Origin of the sequence: Microbacterium sp. NPDC080220, from assembly GCF_040686395.1 — a bacterium.
Lineage (GTDB): Bacteria > Actinomycetota > Actinomycetes > Actinomycetales > Microbacteriaceae > Microbacterium > Microbacterium gawkjiense.
In genome coordinates this window covers 23,728-44,830 of record NZ_JBFBOP010000010.1, presented here as the reverse complement: position 1 = coordinate 44,830, position 21,103 = coordinate 23,728, and the positions used below count along the sequence as shown (strand labels likewise).

Here is a 21,103-nt window from a genome sequence, read left to right as displayed (position 1 = left end):
GCAGATGGTCGCCATCGCGGGCGGGAAGCGACCATCTGCGACGCCTCGATGACGCGCGAGGGGGCGCTGGTTCGCGGCATCCGCTCTCGTGTCGTAAGCTGGACGACGGTGACGTGTCCGAGCGGCCGAAGGTGCAACTCTCGAAAAGTTGTGTAGGGTAACCCCCTACCGTGGGTTCAAATCCCACCGTCACCGCCAGAAAAACCCCCGCGAGTCGGGGGTTTTTCCCTTTCCGGAGACGGTTTCAGTAGCCCGCGCGCTCCTCGTCGCCGGCCTGCGACCAGCTCGCCGCCAGCGCCTCGGACCCGCGGGCGAGCATGGCGACGTCGGCCCCCACGAGCACGAAGTCGGCGCCGGCGTCGACGTAGGACTGTGCGACCTCGGGGTCGAAAGCGTTGACGCCGACCGGGATGCCGGCATCCGTCACCGCGGCGAAGGCGCGGAGCACTGCGGCGGTCACGTCGGGATGCGTCTGCTGACCGAGCAGACCGAGGGATGCCGCGAGGTCGCTCGGTCCCACGAAGACACCGTCGACGCCGTCCACCGCGGCGATCGCCCCGGCGGCCTCGACGCCCTCGGCCGTCTCGACCTGGACGAACAGCGATACATGCTCGTCGGCGTCGGCGAGGTATCCCTCGATCCGGTTCCACCGGGCCGACCGCCCGAGCGCCGACCCGACGCCGCGCCGACCGTGCGGGGGATATCGCACCGCCTGGACGACCGCCTCGGCCTGCGAGGCGGACGACACCATCGGCACGAGCAGGTTCTGCGCGCCGAGGTCGAGGACCTGCTTGATCACGACCGCATCGTCGGACGGCACCCGCACGACCGGGGTCACCGGGTAGGCGGCGACGGCCTGCAACTGGGCGAGGACGGATTCGAGCCCGTTCGGGGCGTGCTCCATGTCGATGAGCACCCAGTCCAGGCCCGCGCCCGCGCAGATCTCGGCGACGAGAGGCGAACCCGAGCACACCCACATGCCGGCCAGCGGACGGTCAGCCTGCGCCAGCGCGGCGCGAAAGGTCGGGGTCAGACGAAGCGACATGTGATCTCCCCCATCGGGCCGTACTCGCACCGTACCTCGTCGCCCGCCGACACCCACATCGGCCGGGTGAACGACCCGGCGAGGATGATCTCGCCCGCCTCGAGCCGGGCGCCGTGCTGCGAGACCTTGTTCGCGAGCCAGGCGACGCCGGTGGCGGGGTGGCCGAGGACGCCCGCGGCGACGCCGGTCTCCTCGATCTCGCCGTTGCGCGAGAGCACCCCGGGCACCCAGCGCAGGTCGATCTCGTCGGGACGCTTGTGCACGTCGCCCAGGACCATCGCGCCGTAGGCCGCGTTGTCGGAGATGGTGTCGACGATCGTGCGGCCCTCGAGCTCGATGTGCGAGTTCAGCACCTCGAGCGCCGGGACGGCGTAGTCGATCGCCGCGAGCGCGTCCTCGAGCGTGCAGTCGGGCCCCTCGAGCGGCTCGCGCAGCACGAACGCGAGTTCCACCTCGATACGCACGTTCGAGAACCGGGCCGCCTCGATCTCGTCGCCCGAGCGGTACACCGTGTCGTCGAACATCACGCCGTAGTCGGGCTCGGTGATCCCCGTCGCCTGCTGCATCGCCTTGCTCGTGAGGCCGATCTTGCGCCCCACGAGCCGGCGCCCGGCGGCGATGTTGCGGTCGCGCCAGACGCCCTGGATCGCGTACGAGTCCTCGACGGTGGCGTCGGGGTAGCGCGCCGTGATGCGGGGGATCACCCCGCGCGTGCGGTCGGCCTCGGCGAGCTCGGCGGCGATGGCGGCGATGGTCTCGGGGGGCAGCATCCGGTCTCCTCCGCGCCTCAGAGCTGGTTGCCGAGCTTGAACTCGCCGCCGTCGCCCGCCGATTGCGGGGCGCGCGTGTACGAGAAGCCGTCGGCCCCGATCGTCACCGCCATCTCGGACGAGTCCGTGCGGGCGACGACGGGCTGCGGGTTGCCGTCGAGGTCGAGCACGAGCGAGGCGTCCGTGTACCAGCTCGGCACGACGGGGTTGCCCCACCAGTCGCGGCGCTGGTTGTCGTGCACGTCCCACGTGACGACGGGGTTGTCGGGGTCGCCGGTGTAGTAGTCCTGCGTGTAGACCTCGACGCGGTGCCCGTCGGGGTCGCGCAGGTACAGGTAGAACGCGTTCGAGACGCCGTGACGGCCGGGGCCGCGCTCGATCGCGTCCGATCGCCGCAGCGCGCCGAGCTTGTCGCAGATCGCGAGGATGTTGTGCTTCTCGTGCGTCGCGAAGCAGACGTGGTGCATGCGGGGACCGTCGCCGCCGGTCATCGCTGTGTCGTGCACGGTGGGCTTGCGCCGCATCCACGCCGCGTACACCGTGCCCTCCTCGTCCTGGATGTCCTCCGTCACGCGGAAGCCGAGGGACTGCATGAAGTTGACGGCGCGCGGCACGTCGGGCGTCACCTGGTTGAAGTGGTCCAGCCGGACGAGCTCGCCGGGGCTGTAGAGGTCGTACCGCCACGACAGCCGCTCGACGTGCTCGGTCGCGAAGAAGAACTCGTACGGGAAGCCGAGCGGGTCGACCACGCGAACCGAGTCGCCGATGCCCTTCGTGAACCCGTTCGGCTCGCGCCGCACGTCGCACCCCAGCTCGGAGTAGAACGCGACCGCCCTGTCGAGGTCCTCGGCGGAGCGCACCCGGTACGAGAACGCCGCGACGGCCGCGATCGGACCCTGCCGCAGGACGAGGTTGTGGTGGATGAACTCCTCGGTCGAGCGCAGGTAGATCGCCTCGTCGTCCTCCTCGGTGACGTGGAGCCCCAGGATGTCGACGTAGAAGACGCGGGATGCCGCGAGGTCGGTGACGACCAGTTCCATGTACGCGCAGCGCAGCACGTCGGGGGCGGGCGAGGAGGGGGTCGGGAGCGGGTTGTCGGAGCGGATGGGGGACTCCTGGCTCACCCAGAAGCCGGAGGAGGTGAGGGTCATGTCGTCGCGGTGGCTCATGTCAGCGTCCTTGCGTGAGTGAGGGAGGTCAGTTCTTGCCGAAGGTCGGGTTGTGCACCTTGCCGAGGGTGATGTGCACGGCCTGCTGGTCGGTGTAGAAGTCGATCGAGCGGTACCCGCCCTCGTGCCCGAGGCCCGAGGCCTTGACGCCGCCGAACGGGGTGCGGAGGTCGCGCACGTTGTTGGAGTTCAGCCAGACCATGCCGGCCTCGACGGCCTGCGAGAAGTTGTGCGCCCGCTTGAGGTCGTTGGTCCAGATGTAGGCGGCGAGCCCGTACTTCGTGTCGTTCGCGAGCGCGAGGGCCTCGTCGTCGGTGTCGAACGGCGTGATCGCCACGACGGGGCCGAAGATCTCCTCCTGGAAGATCCTCGCCGTCGGCGGCACGTCGGCGAACACGGTCGGCGCGACGAAGTTGCCGTCGTCGAAGCCGTCAGGCCGGCCGCCGCCGGCGACGAGCCGACCCTCGGTCTTGCCGAGCTCGACGTACGACATCACCTTGGCGTAGTGCTCGGGGTGCACGAGCGCGCCGACCTCGGTGGCCGGATCGTGCGGGAATCCGACCTTCACCCGCGCGGCCTGCGCCGCGTAGCGCTCGACGAACTCGTCGTACACCTCGCGCTGCACCAGGATGCGGCTGCCCGCCGTGCAGCGCTCGCCGTTGAGCGAGAACACCCCGAAGATCGTCGCGTCGATCGCGGCCTCCAGGTCCGCGTCGGCGAAGACGACCGCAGGGCTCTTGCCGCCCAACTCCATCGACAGGCCCTTCAGCCAGGGCGCGGCGTTCGCGAAGATCAGCTGTCCCGTCGAGCTCTCGCCCGTGAACGAGATGAGCGGCACCTCGGGGTGCTTCACGAGCGCGTCGCCGGCCTCTTCGCCGAGACCGTTGACGAGGTTGAAGACGCCCTGCGGCAGTCCCGCCTCTTCGAAGATGCCCGCCCAGAGGGATGCCGAGAGGGGGGTGAACTCCGCGGGCTTCAGCACGACCGTGTTGCCCGTGGCGAGCGCGGGGCCGAGCTTCCACGACTCGAGCATGAACGGCGTGTTCCAGGGGGTGATGAGTCCCGCGACGCCGATCGGCTTGCGGTTGACGTAGTTGATCTGCCGGCCCGGCACCTTGAACGTGTCGTCGGACTGGGCGACGATCAGGTCGGCGAAGAAGCGGAAGTTCTCGGCCGCTCGGCGGGCCTGCCCGAGCGCCTGCGTGATCGGCAGGCCCGAGTCGAAGGACTCCAACTCCGCGAGGCGCTCGTCGCGCGCCTCGACGAGGTCGGCGATCCGGTGCAGCACGCGCGAGCGCTCGCGCGGCAGCATCCGCGGCCACGGTCCGTCGGTGAACGCGCGACGCGCGGCGGCGACGGCGGCATCCACATCGGCCTTCTTGCCCGCCGCGGCCTGCAGGTAGACCCGGTTCGTCACGGGGTCGAGCACGTCGAAGGTGTCGCCGTCCTGCGAGTCGACGAAGGCGCCGTCGATGTAGTGCTGGATGCGGGTGGGGAGGTCCGCGGGCGTGTGCGGGGCCGCCGCGAGGGTGGGATCCGTCATGTCGTGCGTCCTTGCTCGAGGGTCAGAAGTTGGGGAGGCCGAGCGCTTCGCCCGGGTGTTCGTGGATCATGTAGGCGTCGAGCGTCGCGGAGCGGTGTCGCCGCGCCGCCTGCTCGATCTCGCCGAGCGGCGCGCCGCGCTCGATGAGCGCGACGATCTGCTCGTGCTCGCGCACCGACTCCTGCGCGCGGCCCGGGACGAAGCTGAACGTCGAGTCGCGGAGGTGCCCGAGACGCGCCCACTCGGACTCGACGAGCTCCAGCATCCGCGGGTTCGCGCACTTGGCGTAGAGCGTCGCGTGGAACTCCTGGTTGAGCCGCGTGAACGAGTGCGGGTCGAAGTCGCTGAGCGACTGGATCATCCGCTCGTTCGTCTCGCGGGCGAGCCGGAGGTCGTCGGCGGTGAGGCGGCGCGCGGCGAGGGCCGTCGCGGTGCCCTCGAGGACCGACAGTGCCTGCATGCTGAAGCGGTACTGCGTGTCGTCGACCATCGAGACGCGGGCGCCGACGTTGCGTTCGAACGTGACGAGCCCCTCGGCCTCGAGTTGGCGGATCGCCTCGCGGACGGGCACGACGCTCATGCCGAGCTCGCCCGCGATCGCGCCGAGCACGAGGCGGTAGCCCGGCGTGAACTCCTGCGAGGCGATGCGCTCCTTGACCCAGTGATAGGCGCGCTGCGACTTGCTGAGGTCCGCCGGCGCCGTCAGTTCGTCGCCCGCCATGCGCGGTACCGGTCCTTCCACTCGCCCGCGAGCGGGAACAGTCCGTCGACCGCGTGGCCCTCGGCGACGCGGTCGGCGATCCAGCCGTCCTCGATCTCCTGCTCCAGCGCGGCGTCGACGACCTCGGCGGCGAGCGCGGGCGGGATCACGATGACACCGTCCGCGTCGCCGACGAGGATGTCGCCGGGCTGCACCGTCGTGCCGCCGCACGCGATCGTCACGTCGGCGTCCCACGGCACGTGACGGCGGCCGAGGACCGCCGGGTGCGCACCGGCGGTGTACACCGGGATGCCGACGGCCGAGACGGCGTCGACGTCGCGGACGCCGCCGTCGGTGACGATGCCCGCCGCCCCGCGCGCGTGCGCGCGGATCGCGAGGATGTCGCCGAGCGTGCCCGAGCCGGACTCGCCGCGGGCCTCGATCACGATGACCTCGCCCTCGCCGACGGCGTCGAACGCGCGCTTCTGCGCGTTGTAGCCGCCGCCGTGGGAGTCGAAGAGGTCCTCGCGGTTCGGGACGAAACGCAGGGTGCGGGCGAGTCCGACGAGCTTCGCGCCCGGGTGGAGCGGGCGGACGCCGTCGATCGTGACGTTGTTCAGACCGCGCTTGCGCAGCTGCTGCGACAGCCCGGCGACGGGTGCCCGCTCGAGCTTCGCGCGGAGCTCCGGGTCGAGCCCCGGCGCGGGCAGACCCGCGGCCTCGCGCGAGCCCCACGCCTCGGCGCGCTGCAGGTCGTCGGCGGCGGGCAGGGACCCCAGGGCGGGGTCGAACGCCCGCTCGCCCTGCGCCACCGTCGTGCGCAAGCGTCCCGAGGAGGGCGCGCCGACGGCATCCGGGGCATCCACCTCCACCTCGACGACGTCGCCGGGGACGACCACCGACGACCCGGCGGGGGTGCCGGTGAGGATGACGTCGCCGCGCTCGAGGGTCATGTGCTGCGAGAGGTCGGCGACGATCTGCGCGAGGGGGAAGATCAGGTCGGCGGTCGTGTCGTCCTGCGCGAGCTCGCCGTTGACCCATGCGCGCACACGCAGCGCGGCGGGGTCGACCTGGCGGGCGTCGATGAGGTGCGGCCCGATCGGCGTGTACCCGTCGCGGCCCTTGGAGCGGACGTTCGAGCCGCGGTCGTTCGCGCGCAGGTCGTACAGACCGAAGTCGTCGGATGCCGTGACCCACCCGACGTGCGCCCACGCCTCCGCCGCGCCCACGTGGCGCGCATCGGTGCCGATGATGAGTGCGACCTCGGCCTCGAAGGCGAGGAGTTCGGTCCCGGCGGGGCGCTCGATCTCGTCTCCCGACGCGGCGAGCGAGCTCGACGGCTTCAGGAAATAAGAAGGCGCGGCGGGGCGGCGTCCGCGCTGGTCGGCGCGCGAGGCGTAGCTGAGGTGGACCGCGACGATCTTGCCCGGGCGCTGAGGAAGGGCGGCGAAACGCGGATCGATGGGGGTCGTCGGTTCGATGTCGTGGGTCATGAGCTCCCTCGCTCTTGCGGCATATCCCAAATCGTATATTATCTAACCGACCGCAGGCAACACCCCACCGGGAGCCGCGGCCCCCGACAACGTCGTCACCAGGAGTCAATGAAGATGAGCGAATCCTCGCGCACGGGGTTCACCCCCACCGGAACGATCAGCAGCCCCACCGACCGTCGCCGCGTCGTGTTCGCAACCGTCGTCGGCACCACCGTCGAGTGGTACGACTTCTTCATCTACGCCCAGGCGGCGGGGCTCGTCTTCGCGCAGCTGTTCTTCGCGCCGCTCGGCGAGAGCACGGCGACGATCCTGTCGTTCCTCACCGTCGGCATCAGCTTCCTGTTCCGCCCGCTCGGAGCGTTCCTGGCCGGACACTTCGGCGACAAGTACGGCCGCCGCGTGGTGCTGGTGGTGACGCTCATCCTCATGGGTGTCGCGACGACGCTCGTCGGCCTGCTGCCGACCTGGACCGTCATCGGCCTCGCCGCCCCGATCCTGCTGATCTTCCTGCGCATCCTGCAGGGCATCTCGGCCGGCGGCGAGTGGGGCGGCGCGGTGCTCATGGCCGTGGAGCACGCCCCCAAGCAGAAGCGCGGACTGTTCGGCGCCTCGCCGCAGATCGGTGTGCCGATCGGTCTGCTGCTGGCCTCGGGGATGATGGCACTCATGTCGGTGCTCGCCCCGGGCGACGCGTTCCTCGAGTGGGGCTGGCGCGTGCCGTTCCTCTTCTCGATCGTGCTGATCCTCGTCGGGTACTACATCCGCCGTCGCGTCGAGGAGAGCCCCGTGTTCCTCGAGCTCGCCGAGCGCAAGGAGCGCACGCGCACCCCGATCGTGCAGCTGTTCCGCAAGCACGCCCTTCTCGTTGTCATCGCGGCGCTCGTCTTCGCCGGCAACAACGCCGCGGGCTACATGACCACCGGCGGCTACATCCAGAACTACGCCACAAACCCCGAGGGGCCGCTCGCGATGGACCGCAGCGGTGTGCTCCTGGCCGTCACCGGCTCGGCGCTGTTCTGGCTCGCCTCGACCTGGACCGCCGGCTGGATCAGCGACCGCATCGGCCGGCGCTCCACCTACATCGGCGGCTGGATCCTGCAGCTGATCGGCGTGTTCACCCTCTTCCCGCTCGTGAACACCGGGGACCTCGGCCTCCTGTTCACGGCCCTCGCGATCCTCGCGATCGGCCTCGGCTTCACCTACGGGCAGCAGTCCGCGTACTACGCCGAGCTCTTCCCCGCCTCGATCCGGTTCTCGGGCGTCTCGATCTCGTACGCGATCGGCGCGATCCTCGGCGGCGCGTTCGCCCCCACCATCGCGACCGCGCTCGTGCAGGCGACGGGGTCGACCTGGTCGGTCGCGTTCTACCTGGCCGGGATGACCGTGCTCGGCCTGCTGGCGACGCTGCTGCTGCGTGATCGCACCGGCATCCCCCTCGGACCCGATCACGAGGAGGAGCAGGCGAAGAGCCCGATCTACGGGGTGTCCCGGGCCTGAGATCCCGGATGCCGCATCCGACCGTCCTCCCGAAAGCGAGCACCATGCAGTTCCACCACCACGGCTACGTCTCCGGGGACCCTCGCGTCGAGAACGCCGCCGGCACGGGGATCGACCGACCCGAGGAGCTTCCCGACGAGACCGACGTCCTGATCGTCGGGTCGGGACCGGCCGGGATGCTGCTGGCCGCCCAGATGTCGCAGTTCCCGGCGGCCTCGACGCGCATCATCGAGCGGCGCGGCGGGCGGCTGCCCCTCGGCCAGGCCGACGGCATCCAGCCGCGCAGCGTCGAGACGTTCCAGGCGTTCGGGTTCGCCGAGCGGATCACCGCCGAGGCCTACAACATCGGGTACATGAACTTCTGGGGCCCGGACCCGGAGGACCCGTCGCGCATCCGCCGCACCAGCCGCACGGAGGACTACGGGCTGAAGATCAGCGAGTTCCCGCACCTGATCGTCAACCAGGCGCGCGTGCTCGACTACTTCGCCGAGGCGGCGGCGCTCGGCCCCGGCCGCATCCGCCCCGACTACGGCGTCGAGTTCGTCGGACTCACCCGGGACGACGCGGACGAGTACCCGCTCGCGGTGCGGGTGCGCCACGTCGAAGGTGCGCGGGCCGGCGAGGAGCGCACGATCCGCGCGAAGTTCGTCGTCGGATGCGACGGGGCGCGCAGCGGCGTGCGCGAGGCGATCGGCCGACGGCACGTCGGGCGGTTCGCGGCGCACGCGTGGGGCGTCATGGACGTGCTCGTGAACACGGACTTCCCCGACTGGCGGATCAAGTGCGCGATCACCTCCGAGGCGGGCAACATCCTGCACATCCCGCGCGAGGGCGGGTACCTCTCGCGCATGTACATCGACCTCGGCGAGGTGCCCGACACCGACAACCGGGCGGTGCGCAGCACCCCCATCGAGGAGATCATCCGCCGCGCGAATGAGATCCTGCACCCGTACTCGATCGACGTGAAGCAGGTCGCCTGGCACAGCGTGTACGAGGTCGGGCACCGCGTCACCGACCGGTTCGACGACGTCGAGGATGGCGACGGTCGCACGCCCCGGGTGTTCCTCACCGGCGACGCCTGCCACACGCACAGCGCGAAAGCGGGGCAGGGCATGAACGTGTCGATGCAGGACGGGTTCAACCTCGGCTGGAAGCTCGGGCACGTCCTCACCGGGCTGGCCCCGACATCCCTCCTGTCGACCTACTCGGGCGAGCGTCAGCCGGTCGCGCAGCAGCTCATCGACTTCGACCGCGAGTGGTCCTCGCTCATGGCCCGCAAGCCCCACGAGATCTCGGACCCCGACGACCTCGCGAACTACTACCTCGCGACCGCCGAGTTCCCCTCGGGGTTCATGACGCGCTACGAGCCGTCGGCGATCGTCGCGGACGACCGGCACCAAACGCTCACCGAGGGCTACCCCGTCGGCAAGCGTTTCGCGTCGGTCCCGGTGACCCGAGTGAGCGACGGCAACGTCGTGCACCTCGGCCACCATGCCCGCGCCGACGGACGGTGGCGGGTCTACGCCTTCGCCGACACGGATGCCGCGGCCCTGGGCACGTGGGCGGAGTGGGCGGCATCCGCCGATTCACCGCTGGTGCGGTTCACGCCCGCCGGCGCCGACGTCGACGCGGTGTTCGACGTGAAGGCCGTGTACCCGCAGCCGTACGACGAGGTGGATCTGCTCGCGGTGCCGGAGGTCTTCCGGCCGCGGACCGGCCCGCTCGGCCTCATGGACTGGGAGAAGGTCTACGCGGCCGGGCCTGGCGCCTGGAACTCCGTCGACATCTTCGCCGAGCGCGGCATCGACCGCCGCGGCGCCGTCGTCGTCGTGCGCCCCGACCAGTACGTCGCCGCCGTCCTGCCCCTCGACGCGCCCGCCGAGCTCGACGCCTTCCTGTCGCGCGCGTTCGCGGGCTGACCTCGCGCGGACGGGCGGGTGGGCGTCGACCCGACCCGATCGGCGCCCATCCCGCGTGCGAGACCGCACTTCGCGTCGGGTCGCGGCCGCGAGGGGTCGCAGATGGTCGGGCAGGATGCCGGGAAGCGACCATCCGCGACGCCTCGTCGCGCTCGCGCCACGCCCGGGCTTCCCCGCCGACCCGACGCGACCTGCACCCATCCCGGCCCCGAAGCCGCACTTCGCGCCGGGTCGCGGCGTCGAGACGTCGCAGATGGTCGGGCAGGATGCCGAAGAGTGGCCATGTGCGACGCCTCGGCGTTCGGGGCCGAGCGCCGGGGCTCATATCGCGGCGAGAAACTCGGCACCACCCCTTCCGGGCGACGGGGCGGAGTTCGTAGCGTGGAGCCATGGCGCGTGACGACGACCGACCCGAGGACCTCTACACCGGACCCATCGACCTGTCGGCGCTCGCCGCGGAGGACGGCGATCTCGAGATGCCCGAGATCAGCTACGACGAGCAGCGGTACCCCGCGCGCCCGCGCCGGCTCCGCCCGCGCGACAACCTGCGCGGCAGCAGCGTGCGCCGGATCCGCACCGACCCGCGTACGGCGAACGGGACGAACCCGTCGTACGTCGAGTGGCTGGTGCGTCAGTCGATGCTGAAGGATGCCGACGTCCTGGCGCGCCAGCTGTCGGGGCAACCCACGATGTGGCGCAACGCCTATGCGCGCCCCGACGCCCGCCGGGCGATCGCGACGAGCGACGTGTGGTTCACCGCGTACCCGATCTCGCTCATCACGCGCCCGGGCCAGTCGTTCCTGTCGGCCCTCGGTGACGACGAGCTCTGGTCGGTGTTCGAGCGGATCGGCATCACCGCCATCCACACGGGGCCCGTCAAGCGCGCCGGCGGCATCGAGGGGTGGGGTGAGACCCCCAGCGTCGACGGGCACTTCGACCGCATCAGCACGGCGATCGACCCCGCGTTCGGCACGGAGGACGAGTTCCGCACGCTGTGCGACGTGGCCGACTCGCACGGCGGCAGCATCATCGACGACATCGTCCCCGGCCACACCGGCAAGGGGGCGGACTTCCGCCTCGCCGAGATGGGGTTCAAGGACTACCCCGGGATCTACCACATGGTCGCGATCCCGCCGGAGGACTGGCACCTGCTGCCCGACGTACCCGAGGGCTACGACAGCGTCAACCTCGACCCGGCGGCCGAGCACACCCTCGCCGAGCACGGCTACATCATCGGCGCCCTGCAGCGCGTCATCTTCTACACGCCCGGGGTGAAGGAGACGAACTGGAGCGCGACCGCTCCCGCCATCGGTCCCGACGGGGTCACGCGCCGCTGGGTGTACCTGCACTACTTCAAGCAGGGACAGCCCTCGATCAACTGGCTCGACCCGACCTTCGCCGGCATGCGCCTCGTGATCGGCGACGCCCTGCATTCGCTGGGCGAGCTCGGCACGAGCGCGCTGCGCCTCGACGCGAACGGCTTCCTCGGGGTGGAGAAGAGCGCCGAGGGTCTGCCCGCGTGGTCGGAGGGGCATCCGCTCTCGCACGCCGCGAACCACATCATCGCGGGCATGGTGCGCAAGGTCGGCGGCTTCACGTTCCAGGAGCTGAACCTGACGATGGAGGACATCCGCGACACGGGTGCCGTCGGCGCCGACCTGTCGTACGACTTCATCGGACGTCCGGGCTACCACCACGCCCTCGCCACCGGGCAGACCGAGTTCCTGCGACTCGCGCTCACCTCGTCGCTCGCGCTCGGCGTCGCCCCCGTGCAGCTCGTGCATGGGCTGCAGAACCACGACGAGCTCACCTACGAGCTCGTCCACTGGGCCACCCGCCACGCCGACGAGGAGTACGGCTTCCGCGGCGAGACGATCACGGGCGGCGAGCTCGCCGAGGTCGTCCGCGCGGAGCTGACCGAGAAGCTGGTGGATGCCGGTGATTACAACCGCGTGTTCACGCAGAACGGCATCGCCTGCACGACGACGTCGCTCATCGCGGCGACCCGCGGCATCCCGTCCCTCGACGACATCACCGACGACGACGTCCCCGCGATCCGCGACGCGCACCTCCTGCTGTGCGCGTACAACGCGTGGCAGCCGGGCGTGTTCGGGCTCTCGGGCTGGGACCTCGTCGGCATGCTGACGCTGCCCGCCGACGAGGTGGCCGACCTGATCGGCGCCGGCGACACCCGGTGGATCGAGCGCGGTGCGCACGACCTGCTCGACGTCGACCCGGGCGCGACCCGTTCGACCTCGGGCATGCCGCGCGGCCGGGCGCTCTACGGTCCGCTGCCCGCGCAGCTCGAGGACCCCGACTCGTTCGCGTCGCGCCTGTCGGCGATCATCGACCTGCGCCGCGCGCACGGGGTGGCGACGGCGACGCAGGTCGACATCCCCGAGGTCGCGCACCCCGGCATGCTCGTCCTGGTCCACCGCCTCGACGAGGGGATGCCGGAGGCCGACGCTCCCATACAGGTGACGGTCCTGAACTTCTCGGCCGAGCCCATCGAGGGCACCGTGCGGTCGGAGCACCTGACGCCGCAGAGCGATGTCCGTGACGCGGCCGCGGGCGAGGTCATCGGCCGCGTCGACGACCTGCAGAGCTTCTCGGTGTCGCTGCCCGCCTACGGCGCCCGGTTCCTGCTGCTCGGGCCGCAGGCCGAGGAGGACTGACGGAGCGGATGCCGGGGCGCAAGCCCCCCGGCGATGTCCGGCGCCCTGCGTAGCGTCGTCTCATGAGCGACCAGAGCACCCCTTCCGAGAACGACACCACCGACCCCGTCAAGGGTCACGCGCTTCCGCCCGAGACCGGGCAGTCGGGCGAGATGCTCGGCGGCCCGAGCGGCGACACCGCCGTCAAGGACCCCGAGGAGTGGGTCACCGGTGACGAGCCGATGACCGGCGCGCAGCGCAGCTACCTCGACGCCCTCGCGCGGGAGGCGGGCGAGCAGATCCCCGCCGACCTCACGAAGGCGCAGGCCTCCGAGCACATCGACCGTCTGCAGCAGGCGACCGGGCGCGGCGCCTCAGACTGACCGGTGACGGCGTCGCGCCCGCCTCTCAGGCGAGCGCGGCGTCGATGCCGGCGAGCGGCACGGGCAGCCAGTCGGGCCGGTTGCGCGCCTCGTAGATCGACTCGTACACCGCCTTGTCGAGCACGAGCGCGCGCAGCAGCACCGGGTCGAGGGTGATCGCGCCCGGCGCGTCGGCGTAGGCGGTGAGGAACGCCTCCCGGCACGCCGCCGCCCAGGGGGCGGCATCCGGTCCCGCGCCGACAGCGCCGGCGTAGTCGAAGGAACGCAGCATTCCGGCCACGTCGCGCGGCGGGAGGTCGGGGATCGCCCGCTCGGCCATGGGGCGCAGGGGTTCGCCCTCGAAGTCGACGATCCGCCAGCCGCCGTGAGGCACGGCGAGCACCTGTCCGAGGTGCAGGTCGCCGTGGACCCGCTGCAGCCGAGGCCAGGGGCGGTCGAGCGCGGCGGCGTACACGGCGTCGATCGCCGCGAGCCGGTCGGCGACGGCGGGGACTTCGGCGGAGGCGATCGCCAGGCGTCGGCGCCAGGCGCGGCCCACCGCGGCGAGCTGGTCGGGCGAGGCATCCATCGATTCGAGGGCGTCGCTGAGCGCGCCGTGCACCCCGGCGACGGCGACCCCGAGGTCGTGGGCGGCGTCGGTGAAGTCGCGGCCCTCGCGGGCGGCGTCGAGTGCGATCGCCCACCCGTCGCGCACGCCGGGCAGGAACTCCTGCGCGAACCCGAGGGTCCCGCGTGCCGCGCCGGAGTCGCGGCCGACGTCGGGCCATTCGGCATCCGCGCTGCCGTAGAAGCGCGGCACGTACGGCGAGCCGGCCTCGCTCAGCACGCGCTGCACCGTGACGTCGGGGTTCTCGCCGTGGTGCAGCGTCCGGAAGAGTTTGAGGATGATGGCGGGTGCGCCGTCGACGTCGTAGACGATCGAGGTGTTCGACTGCTCGCCGGTGAGCACACGCGAGCCCGTCACGCGGCTCGTGTCGACACCCATGTCCGCGAGGAGGCCGACGGTGAAGGCGGGATGCCGGGTGGCATCCACCACCGCATGCCCTTCCGCGGTCCTGGTGACGACCTCCAGGTCGCCGGGGTCGCTCACCTCGGCGAGCGGCACGTTGTAGAGCGTGGGCACCGCGCCGGCGTCGTCCATGAGGAGGTACCGGGTCGCCCCCGCCACGGTCTGCGTGTCGAGCACGCGGAACTGCGGATCGTGGCTCTTGCCCGCATACCAGCGCTGCCGCGCCACCCAGGCACCGAGGTCGTCGTCGAATCCCACACGTCTAGCCTGGCCCGAGCACGCCGCCCGGGGAAGGGGTGGACGAGGAATCGTCGAGACGTTATGGGACGGCGGTCACGCCAGCGGCAGGCGGAGGGTGAACGCGGTGTGTCCGGGGGTGCTCTCGACACCGATCGAGCCGTCGTGGGCGGCCACGATCGCTTCGGCGATCGACAGGCCGAGCCCGGTGCTCCCGGCATCCCGGTTGCGCGAAACGTCGCCCCGCGCGAACCGTTCGAACAACCTGTCGCGGATGTCGGGCGCGATCCCGGGTCCGTCGTCGGTCACCTCGAGCACCGCATCCTCGCCGTCCAGCCGGAGGGCGAGGACCACGCGGGTACCGGGTGGGGTGTGGGTGCGCGCGTTGCGCAGGAGGTTCGCCACCACCTGCCGGAGCCGATTCTCGTCGCCGGTCACCTCGATCGTGTCGTCGTCGCCGAGGTCGAGCAGCCACGTCCGCGACGGGTCGGCGGCATGGGCGTCGCTGACCGCGTCGATCGCGAGCATCGTGAGGTCCACGCTCTCGCGGCGCAGCCGCTGACCGGCATCGAGCCGCGCGAGCAGCAGCAGGTCCTCGACGAGGTCGGCCATGCGGGTGGACTCCGAGGCGATCCGGTCGAAGGCGCGTTGCTGGGTGGGTGTCATCGGCGCGTTCTCGCCGAGGGAGAGTTGCGCGTACCCGCGGATCGACGCGAGAGGCGTACGCAGCTCGTGACTGGCATCGGCGATGAAGCGCCGGAGCTGATCCTCGCTGTGCTGGCGCGAGGTCAGCGCCGACTCGATGTGGGCCAGCAGGACGTTCAGAGAATGACCCACCCGACCGACCTCGGTCGCGGGATCGGTGTCGCGGTCGGGCACGCGCTCGGGGATCTCGACCTCGCCGATGGCGAGCGGGCGCGCCGCGACGCGGTCGGCCACCGCGGCGACACGGTCGAGAGGGCGCAGCGTCCGGCGCACGACGAGCGACAGCCCGATGAGGACGAGCAGCAGCGCACTCCCGGCTACGGCGACCTGGATGACGGTGAGGGCGGATGTCGTGGCGGTCACCTCGTCGAGCGAGATGCCGGCGACCACCCGCATCCCTTTCTCCTCCTGAGCCGCGAGGCGGAACTCGCCGAGGCTCCCGCCGAGGTCGACCGTCTCGGGTGTGCGCGAGGGGAGCTCCGCGCGCGTGATCGCCTCGAGCTGACTCTCGGCGAGCGTCGTCTCCTGGCCGTCGTCGCCCGTGTAGCTCGACGACACCACCGAACCGTCCGAGGCGAACACGGCGTGCAGCGACCCGATGCGCGGTGCGGGACCTTCGCGGTCACCGGAGGCGCCGCCGGAGGGGAACGAGCCCCCCGGCATCCCTCCGCCGACGCGGACGATCTGCAGGGTTTCCAGCACCTGGCCGTCGAGCCGGTCGTAGACGAAGGTCCGCAGAGCGAGCGAGGTCGCCAGGCCCGTGACGAGCAGGGCGATCGCGACGAGCGCACCGGTGCCGACGACGAGGGTGCGCCGCAGCGTCCAGCGTCTCCGTCCGCTCCGACCCGTTGCCCTCATGAGGCCGTCTTGATCGTGTACCCGACGCCGCGCACCGTGTGGATGAGGGGTTCGCCGAGGGTGTCGATCTTCTTCCGGAGGTAGGAGATGTAGATCTCGACGACGCTCGACGTGCCGCCGAAGTCGTAGCTCCACACCTGGTCGAGGATCTGCGCACGGGAGAGCACCCGCCTCGGGTTCTGCATGAGGTAGCGGAGCAGTTCGAACTCCTTCGCCGTCAGCTTGATCGGGATGCCGCCGCGCTCCACCTCGTACGTCTCCTCGTCAAGGGTGAGGTCGCCGACCCGCAGACGCGTCTCGGCCGCGGCGGTCGCGGCCACGTGACGACGCGCCATGGCGCGCAGCCTCACGACGACCTCTTCGAGGTTGAACGGCTTGGTCAGGTAGTCGTCGCCGCCCGCGCTGATGCCGGCGATGCGATCCTCCACGGCATCCTTCGCCGTCAGGAAGAGGACGGGAACGTCATTGCCGGCTGAGCGCAGGCGGCGCAGCACCTCCATGCCGTCGATGCCCGGCATCATGATGTCGAGCACGACGAGGTCTGGGGCGAACTCGCGCACCAGGGTGAGGGCCTCCTGGCCGTTCGCGGCGGTGCGGGCGTCCCAGCCCTCGTTCTGCAGCGCCATGCGGAGCAGGTCGCTGAGGTTCGCCTCGTCGTCGACGACCAGCACGCGGATCGGGGAACCGTCGATGCGGGTCATCGGGGTCGGGCGGGTGGCGTTCATGGCTTCAGCTTTCCGTGTTCGAGGGGGAAATGCGACCGTGCGACGGCCGGCGCGGCGCGCCGCACGGTCGCGCGGGATCAGGAGCGTTCGCCGGCGCCGGCGGCACCGTCGGGTGCGGTGCCGCCGCGGGGGCCGCCGCCCATTCCGTCCCCCATCCCGCCGGTGACGGCTTCTCCCGCCGTCACCGTGACCGACGTCGCGCCCGCCGACACCGTGTAGGTCCCATCGGCCGTGATGTCGGCCGACGAGAACACCACGGTCTGGAACTCCTTCTCCGCCGTGGTGGAGAAGACGACCGTGCCGTCGGCATCCGTGATCCGGATCTCGTCGCCGGCAGAGCCGCTGACCGTCGCGGCGATCCACGCCTGCGCGCTGCCGCTGTCGGGCGACTCGGCCATGCCCGAGCTGCCCACGGCGAGGAGCGTGCCGCCGGAGACATCGAAGCCCCCGTTGCTGTCGAGCGCACCGTTGCCGGACGAGGTCGGACCCCAGACGACGATGTCGCCGCCGGTCACGGTCACGGAGCCGTTCGAGTCGATCCCGTCCCCTCCGGCATCCACGGTCAGGGTGCCCCCCGAGATCGTGATGGTCTCGCCGGTGTCGGCCATGCCGCCGCCCATGCCGGCCCCGTCGGCGCTTGCGGCGCCGGCGTCGCCGCTGCCGTTCAGTGCGTCGTCGGAGGATGTGACCGCGACGTCACCACCGCTGATGGTGATGTCGGTCGCCTCGAGTCCCTCGTTCGACTGTCCGACGGTCACCGTGCCGCCACCGATCTCCAGCGCCGCCTCGGCGTGCGCACCGTCGTCTCCCGCGCTGATCGTGACCGTTCCGCCGAGGATCCCGATCGAGCCGTCCGAATGCAGGCCATCGTCCGTGGCGGACACGTCGACCGAGCCGTCGCCGATCGCGACGACGACCCCCGCGCTGATGCCCTTCGAGCCGGCGTCCGCCGCGCCTTCGGCGCTGATCGACACCGTCCCGCCCGTGATCACGGCATCGGTGGTTGCGGCGATGCCGTCGTCACCACTGGTGGCGGTGATGTCACCGCCGGAGATCCAGACGTACCCACGCGTGGCGTCTTCGTCGTCGTCGCTCTTGAGCACATCGCCGCCGGCAGTGACATCGAGCGTTCCGCCCGAGATGACGAGGGCGTCCTTGCCGCGGAGGGCGTCGTCGGCGGCATCCACCGTGATCGTCCCGCCGATGATCGCGAGGTCGTCCGTGCTGGCGATGCCGTCGTTGCCGTTCCCCGAGACGACGAGCGAACCGGTTCCACCGATGGTCAGGTCGGCATCGGCGTAGATCGCCGCGTTCGCTGCGGCGCTGTCGTCGTAGCTCGCGGCGTCCGAGACCGAGTTCTCGCTGCCGTCGGCGAGCGAGATGGCGACGTCGTCGGCCGTCGTGACCGAGATGGCGGCGCCGTCGTCGTTCGTGATGTCGACGCCGTCGAGGATGAGGACGACCTGCGCGTCGTCGGGTGCGGCGACGACGACAGATCCGGCGAGGTCGCCGCTGAGCCGGTAGACGCCGGCGGCCGAGATGGTGACCGTGCCGCCGTCGACGCTCACGCCGTCGCCGGACGCCGTCGCGGTCGATCCCTCGAGAGTGACGTCGATCGCGTCGGCCGCCGACCACTCGTCGTCGTCCACGACCGTCGCTTTCTCGTTGGCGGCGAGGACGGCCGCAGGGTCGAGGTCGGAGTCGATCTCCGCGACCGCGACGGTGGCGGAGTCGTCCGTCGTGGATGTGGTTCCGCTCGTGCCGGTCGAGGCGACGCCGGTCACGGCGCACCCCGCGAGGACGAGCCCGGCGAGGGTGAGAGGGACGGCGGGAAGGATCAGGCGGCGGCGCATGGCAGCTCCTCGGTGTGGATGGCGGTGGATGAGGGGGAGAAGGGGCCGCGCAGGAGGCGTCCCCAGCGGTTGCGGGGGAGGTCGGGGCTCAGCGCGGCGAGCCCGGTCGCGTATTTGCTGACCGAGACGGGACGGTGCCCGGCACGCCACAACAGCCGGTCGAGGGCGGATGCCGACGACGGCGACTTCGTCTCGACGATCGCGAGGTCGGGGAGGGAGAAGCCGGTGCCGTCCGGGCGGTCCCAGCGCAGGTCGGTGTCGATGGTCGCCCGCGACGACTGGTCGGGGGCGAGGAGCGTCGCCCGTGCGTACCGGGTGACGAGCGTGGCATCCAGCTCGTCGACGCGACCGCTGTCGACGCCGATCGTGGCGAAGGCGGCAGCGACCTCTTCTTGGGCTTCGGGGGTGAGGACGGCGCGCTGGGCGACGTCGTACTCCGACCGTTCCTTGACCGTCGTCCCACGAGCGCCGCGCGTCTTGATCTCGAGGTAGGCGGCGTGGGTGTCGACGTAGGTGCGGGTACGGAGCTTGAACCGACGACGGCGCGGCTGCGCGGCCATATGGAAGCTCAGCAGGTCGGGGGTGTCGAAGTAGACGGACTCGTAGGCGAATCGGCGGGCGCCGCCGATGTCGAGGACGCGGGTGCGCTCGTCGACCCGCGAGAGCAGGCCGCCCAGTGCGGACTGGGGCACCACGTACTTGCGGTCGACGCGGGCCAGGAGTGCCGCCTCGGCCACCATGTCCTCGAGGCTCACCCCGTCGAAGCGGGCGAGGGCGTCGGGGCTCATCGGACCGCTCCGGCTGCGAGGCGGCCGTCCACCTGCGACCCCGCCGAGTCGGGCGCGGGACGATCGTTGTCCGCGATGCGGTAGCGCACGTCGACGGTGGTCGTGTCGTTCACGAGGTCCAGCTCCTGCACGGTCAGCGAGGTGACCTCTCCGCCGAGCCGCTGCCCGACGAGGGCGCGGAGCGCGGTCTCGTCGGCCTCGGCACGGTCGAGGCGCACCACTTGGTGGCGGCTGCGGGAGAGCAGACGCGGGTGGTCGGCCGCCCACATCACGACGAGGATCAGCGCGATGAGTCCGGTGACGGGCAGGATGTCGGTGGTCGGGAGGCCGGCCATGAGGCCTGTGGCCAGTGCGGCGAAGTAGTAGGCCACCTCGCGCTGCGAGATCTCCGACGACCGGAGCCGGATGATCGAGAGCACACCGAACAGCCCGAGGCCGAGTCCGAGCGCGACCTCGGCGGTGCCGAGGACGGTCGCGACGGCCATCACCCCGACGTTGACCCCGAGGAAGGCGACGACCAGGTCGCGGCGGCGGTGGCGTCGGTAGTAGAGCCCCAGGCTGAGGATGAGGGCGGCGGCGAGGTCGATCGCGATGAGCGAGATCGAGGCGATGGTCATGGGTTCCTCCGTGGGGATGTGGTGACGATCTCCATTCGAGTGGCGGCACCTTCACCGTTCCTAAGAGGCGCATTGACGGCCGATTCGAGGCGGGAAGCGCGCGGGTTCCGGCCGAACACCACGCTCCGCTGGATGAGGTAGCCGAGCGTGAACAGCGCCGCCTCGGTGACGAGCTTGGCGGCGAGCAGCGGCATCCCGGCCGCGGTGAGGCATCGTCATCCAGGCGACGTTCGAGGCCAGCAGTGCGCCGGCGAGGAGCGCGTACCGTGTCGCCTGGCGGTGCAGCGCACCGGTACCGTCGCGACGGAAGACGACGTGCCGATTGACGACGAAGTTCACGGTCGCGCTGACGACCCGGGCGGCGACGATGGACGGGATCAAGGCTCCCGTCACCGCGGTCAGGACGAGGAGCAGCAGGGTGTCGACGGCGAACGCGAACAGCGACGAGGCCGCGAACAGCAGCAGCGGCACCCCTACGCGCAGGGTGTCGACCAGGGGGCGGAAGTGGCTCGACGCGTTCCCCGCCATGTAGACGGTCTCGATCGGGACCTCGCACGTCTCCCACCCGTCACGGTGACAGCGCAGGAGCACGTTCTGCTCGTACTCGAAGCGGTCGCCGCGCTGCGCGAGCAGCCAGGGCAGCATGACGGGCGGGATGCCGCGCAGCCCCGTCTGGGTGTCGGAGAGGGTCCATCCCGCCGCGAGACGGAACGTCGCCCGCGCCGCCCCGTTGCCGAGCCTGCTGCGCATCGGATTGCCGCGTCGGCCGGTGTCGCGGCATCCGAGCACCATCACCGGCGCGCCGGAGTCGACCGCGGCGACGGTGGTCGCGCCGACGTTCAGGATGTCGGCGACCGTGTGCTGGCCGTCGGCATCGGCCGTGACCACGGAATGTCCGGGGAAGGCGCTCATCGCGTGCCGGAACCCCGTGCGCAGCGCTGCGCCCTTCCCCTGGTTCCGCACGTGTCCGAGGACCGTCGCCCCGAGTGCCGCGACGTCGTCGAAGACGGCGGCATGGCGGGGTCCGCTGCCGTCGTCGACGACGACGATCGGGATGCCGGGAGCGGAGATCGTGAGTGCGCCGACCAGGTCGGTCAGGGCGACGTCGGGTTCGTAGGCCGGGATGAGGATGATCACG

17 protein-coding genes and 1 tRNA gene are annotated in these 21,103 nt (G+C 71.2%); 5 read left to right on the top strand and 13 right to left on the bottom strand.

The window, feature by feature from the left end; genetic code table 11:
- Positions 1 to 107 precede the first annotated feature (107 nt).
- Positions 108 to 198, top strand: a tRNA-Ser gene (locus AB0P29_RS14070).
- A gap of 46 nt (positions 199 to 244) precedes the next feature.
- On the opposite strand, the gene AB0P29_RS14065 is transcribed toward AB0P29_RS14070, so the two are convergent.
- The 6 genes from AB0P29_RS14065 to AB0P29_RS14040 are packed head-to-tail and all read right to left on the bottom strand — an operon-like array spanning position 245 to position 6,720.
- On the bottom strand, positions 245 to 1,045 hold the full coding sequence (locus AB0P29_RS14065; protein ID WP_363380722.1) for an HpcH/HpaI aldolase/citrate lyase family protein: 801 nt from the start codon (positions 1,043 to 1,045) through the stop codon (positions 245 to 247).
- Positions 1,030 to 1,815, bottom strand: coding sequence for a fumarylacetoacetate hydrolase family protein (locus tag AB0P29_RS14060; RefSeq protein WP_363380719.1), 786 nt, complete (start codon positions 1,813 to 1,815; stop codon positions 1,030 to 1,032). Before AB0P29_RS14060 ends, AB0P29_RS14065 begins: the two co-directional genes overlap by 16 nt.
- 17 nt (positions 1,816 to 1,832) lie before the next feature.
- The gene (hpaD, locus tag AB0P29_RS14055) at positions 1,833 to 2,984 is read right to left on the bottom strand and encodes a 3,4-dihydroxyphenylacetate 2,3-dioxygenase (RefSeq protein ID WP_363380716.1); all 1,152 of its coding nucleotides are present in this window, start codon (positions 2,982 to 2,984) and stop codon (positions 1,833 to 1,835) included.
- Between the two features lie 28 nt (positions 2,985 to 3,012).
- Positions 3,013 to 4,527: a 5-carboxymethyl-2-hydroxymuconate semialdehyde dehydrogenase gene (gene hpaE / locus AB0P29_RS14050; RefSeq protein ID WP_217529733.1), complete on the bottom strand. Its 1,515-nt coding sequence runs from the start codon at positions 4,525 to 4,527 to the stop codon at positions 3,013 to 3,015.
- Positions 4,528 to 4,549: 22 nt separating this feature from the next.
- On the bottom strand, positions 4,550 to 5,248 hold the full coding sequence (locus AB0P29_RS14045) for a GntR family transcriptional regulator (RefSeq protein WP_363380713.1): 699 nt from the start codon (positions 5,246 to 5,248) through the stop codon (positions 4,550 to 4,552).
- Positions 5,230 to 6,720 carry a fumarylacetoacetate hydrolase family protein gene (locus tag AB0P29_RS14040; RefSeq protein WP_363380710.1) on the bottom strand — a complete coding sequence of 497 codons (1,491 nt, stop codon included), beginning with the start codon at positions 6,718 to 6,720 and terminating at the stop codon, positions 5,230 to 5,232. The genes AB0P29_RS14045 and AB0P29_RS14040 overlap by 19 nt, the downstream gene beginning before the upstream one ends.
- A 114-nt stretch (positions 6,721 to 6,834) precedes the next feature.
- On the opposite strand from AB0P29_RS14040, the gene AB0P29_RS14035 reads away from it, so the two are divergent.
- The 4 genes from AB0P29_RS14035 to AB0P29_RS14020 all read left to right on the top strand — a co-directional run bounded on the left by AB0P29_RS14035 (position 6,835) and on the right by AB0P29_RS14020 (position 13,173).
- Positions 6,835 to 8,217, top strand: coding sequence for an MFS transporter (locus AB0P29_RS14035; protein ID WP_217529728.1), 1,383 nt, complete (start codon positions 6,835 to 6,837; stop codon positions 8,215 to 8,217).
- Positions 8,218 to 8,261: 44 nt separating this feature from the next.
- Positions 8,262 to 10,136 carry an FAD-dependent monooxygenase gene (locus AB0P29_RS14030; protein ID WP_363380706.1) on the top strand — a complete coding sequence of 625 codons (1,875 nt, stop codon included), beginning with the start codon at positions 8,262 to 8,264 and terminating at the stop codon, positions 10,134 to 10,136.
- A gap of 389 nt (positions 10,137 to 10,525) precedes the next feature.
- Positions 10,526 to 12,811 carry a maltose alpha-D-glucosyltransferase gene (gene treS, locus AB0P29_RS14025; RefSeq protein WP_363380702.1) on the top strand — a complete coding sequence of 762 codons (2,286 nt, stop codon included), beginning with the start codon at positions 10,526 to 10,528 and terminating at the stop codon, positions 12,809 to 12,811.
- 152 nt (positions 12,812 to 12,963) lie between these two features.
- Entirely contained in the window at positions 12,964 to 13,173 is a 210-nt protein-coding gene (locus AB0P29_RS14020) for a DUF3072 domain-containing protein (protein WP_363380848.1), read from the top strand.
- 25 nt (positions 13,174 to 13,198) lie between these two features.
- Here the strand turns inward: AB0P29_RS14020 and AB0P29_RS14015 are convergent, their stop codons facing one another.
- The 7 genes from AB0P29_RS14015 to AB0P29_RS13985 form a co-directional block, all read right to left on the bottom strand.
- Entirely contained in the window at positions 13,199 to 14,440 is a 1,242-nt protein-coding gene (locus tag AB0P29_RS14015; RefSeq protein ID WP_363380699.1) for a hypothetical protein, read from the bottom strand.
- Positions 14,441 to 14,515: 75 nt separating this feature from the next.
- Positions 14,516 to 15,982, bottom strand: a complete 1,467-nt coding sequence (locus AB0P29_RS14010; protein ID WP_363380696.1) for an ATP-binding protein — start codon at positions 15,980 to 15,982, stop codon at positions 14,516 to 14,518.
- Positions 15,979 to 16,707: a response regulator transcription factor gene (locus tag AB0P29_RS14005; protein ID WP_363380693.1), complete on the bottom strand. Its 729-nt coding sequence runs from the start codon at positions 16,705 to 16,707 to the stop codon at positions 15,979 to 15,981. Before AB0P29_RS14005 ends, AB0P29_RS14010 begins: the two co-directional genes overlap by 4 nt.
- A gap of 77 nt (positions 16,708 to 16,784) precedes the next feature.
- Positions 16,785 to 18,560: a carbohydrate-binding domain-containing protein gene (locus tag AB0P29_RS14000; protein WP_363380690.1), complete on the bottom strand. Its 1,776-nt coding sequence runs from the start codon at positions 18,558 to 18,560 to the stop codon at positions 16,785 to 16,787.
- The gene (locus tag AB0P29_RS13995) at positions 18,545 to 19,348 is read right to left on the bottom strand and encodes a polyphosphate polymerase domain-containing protein (protein ID WP_363380688.1); all 804 of its coding nucleotides are present in this window, start codon (positions 19,346 to 19,348) and stop codon (positions 18,545 to 18,547) included. The genes AB0P29_RS14000 and AB0P29_RS13995 overlap by 16 nt, the downstream gene beginning before the upstream one ends.
- Positions 19,345 to 19,965: a DUF4956 domain-containing protein gene (locus AB0P29_RS13990; protein WP_253034539.1), complete on the bottom strand. Its 621-nt coding sequence runs from the start codon at positions 19,963 to 19,965 to the stop codon at positions 19,345 to 19,347. The genes AB0P29_RS13995 and AB0P29_RS13990 overlap by 4 nt, the downstream gene beginning before the upstream one ends.
- 60 nt (positions 19,966 to 20,025) lie before the next feature.
- Positions 20,026 to 21,102 (bottom strand): glycosyltransferase family 2 protein, encoded by a 1,077-nt coding sequence (locus tag AB0P29_RS13985; RefSeq protein ID WP_363380685.1) that lies wholly within the window; start codon positions 21,100 to 21,102, stop codon positions 20,026 to 20,028.
- Position 21,103: the final 1 nt, after the last annotated feature.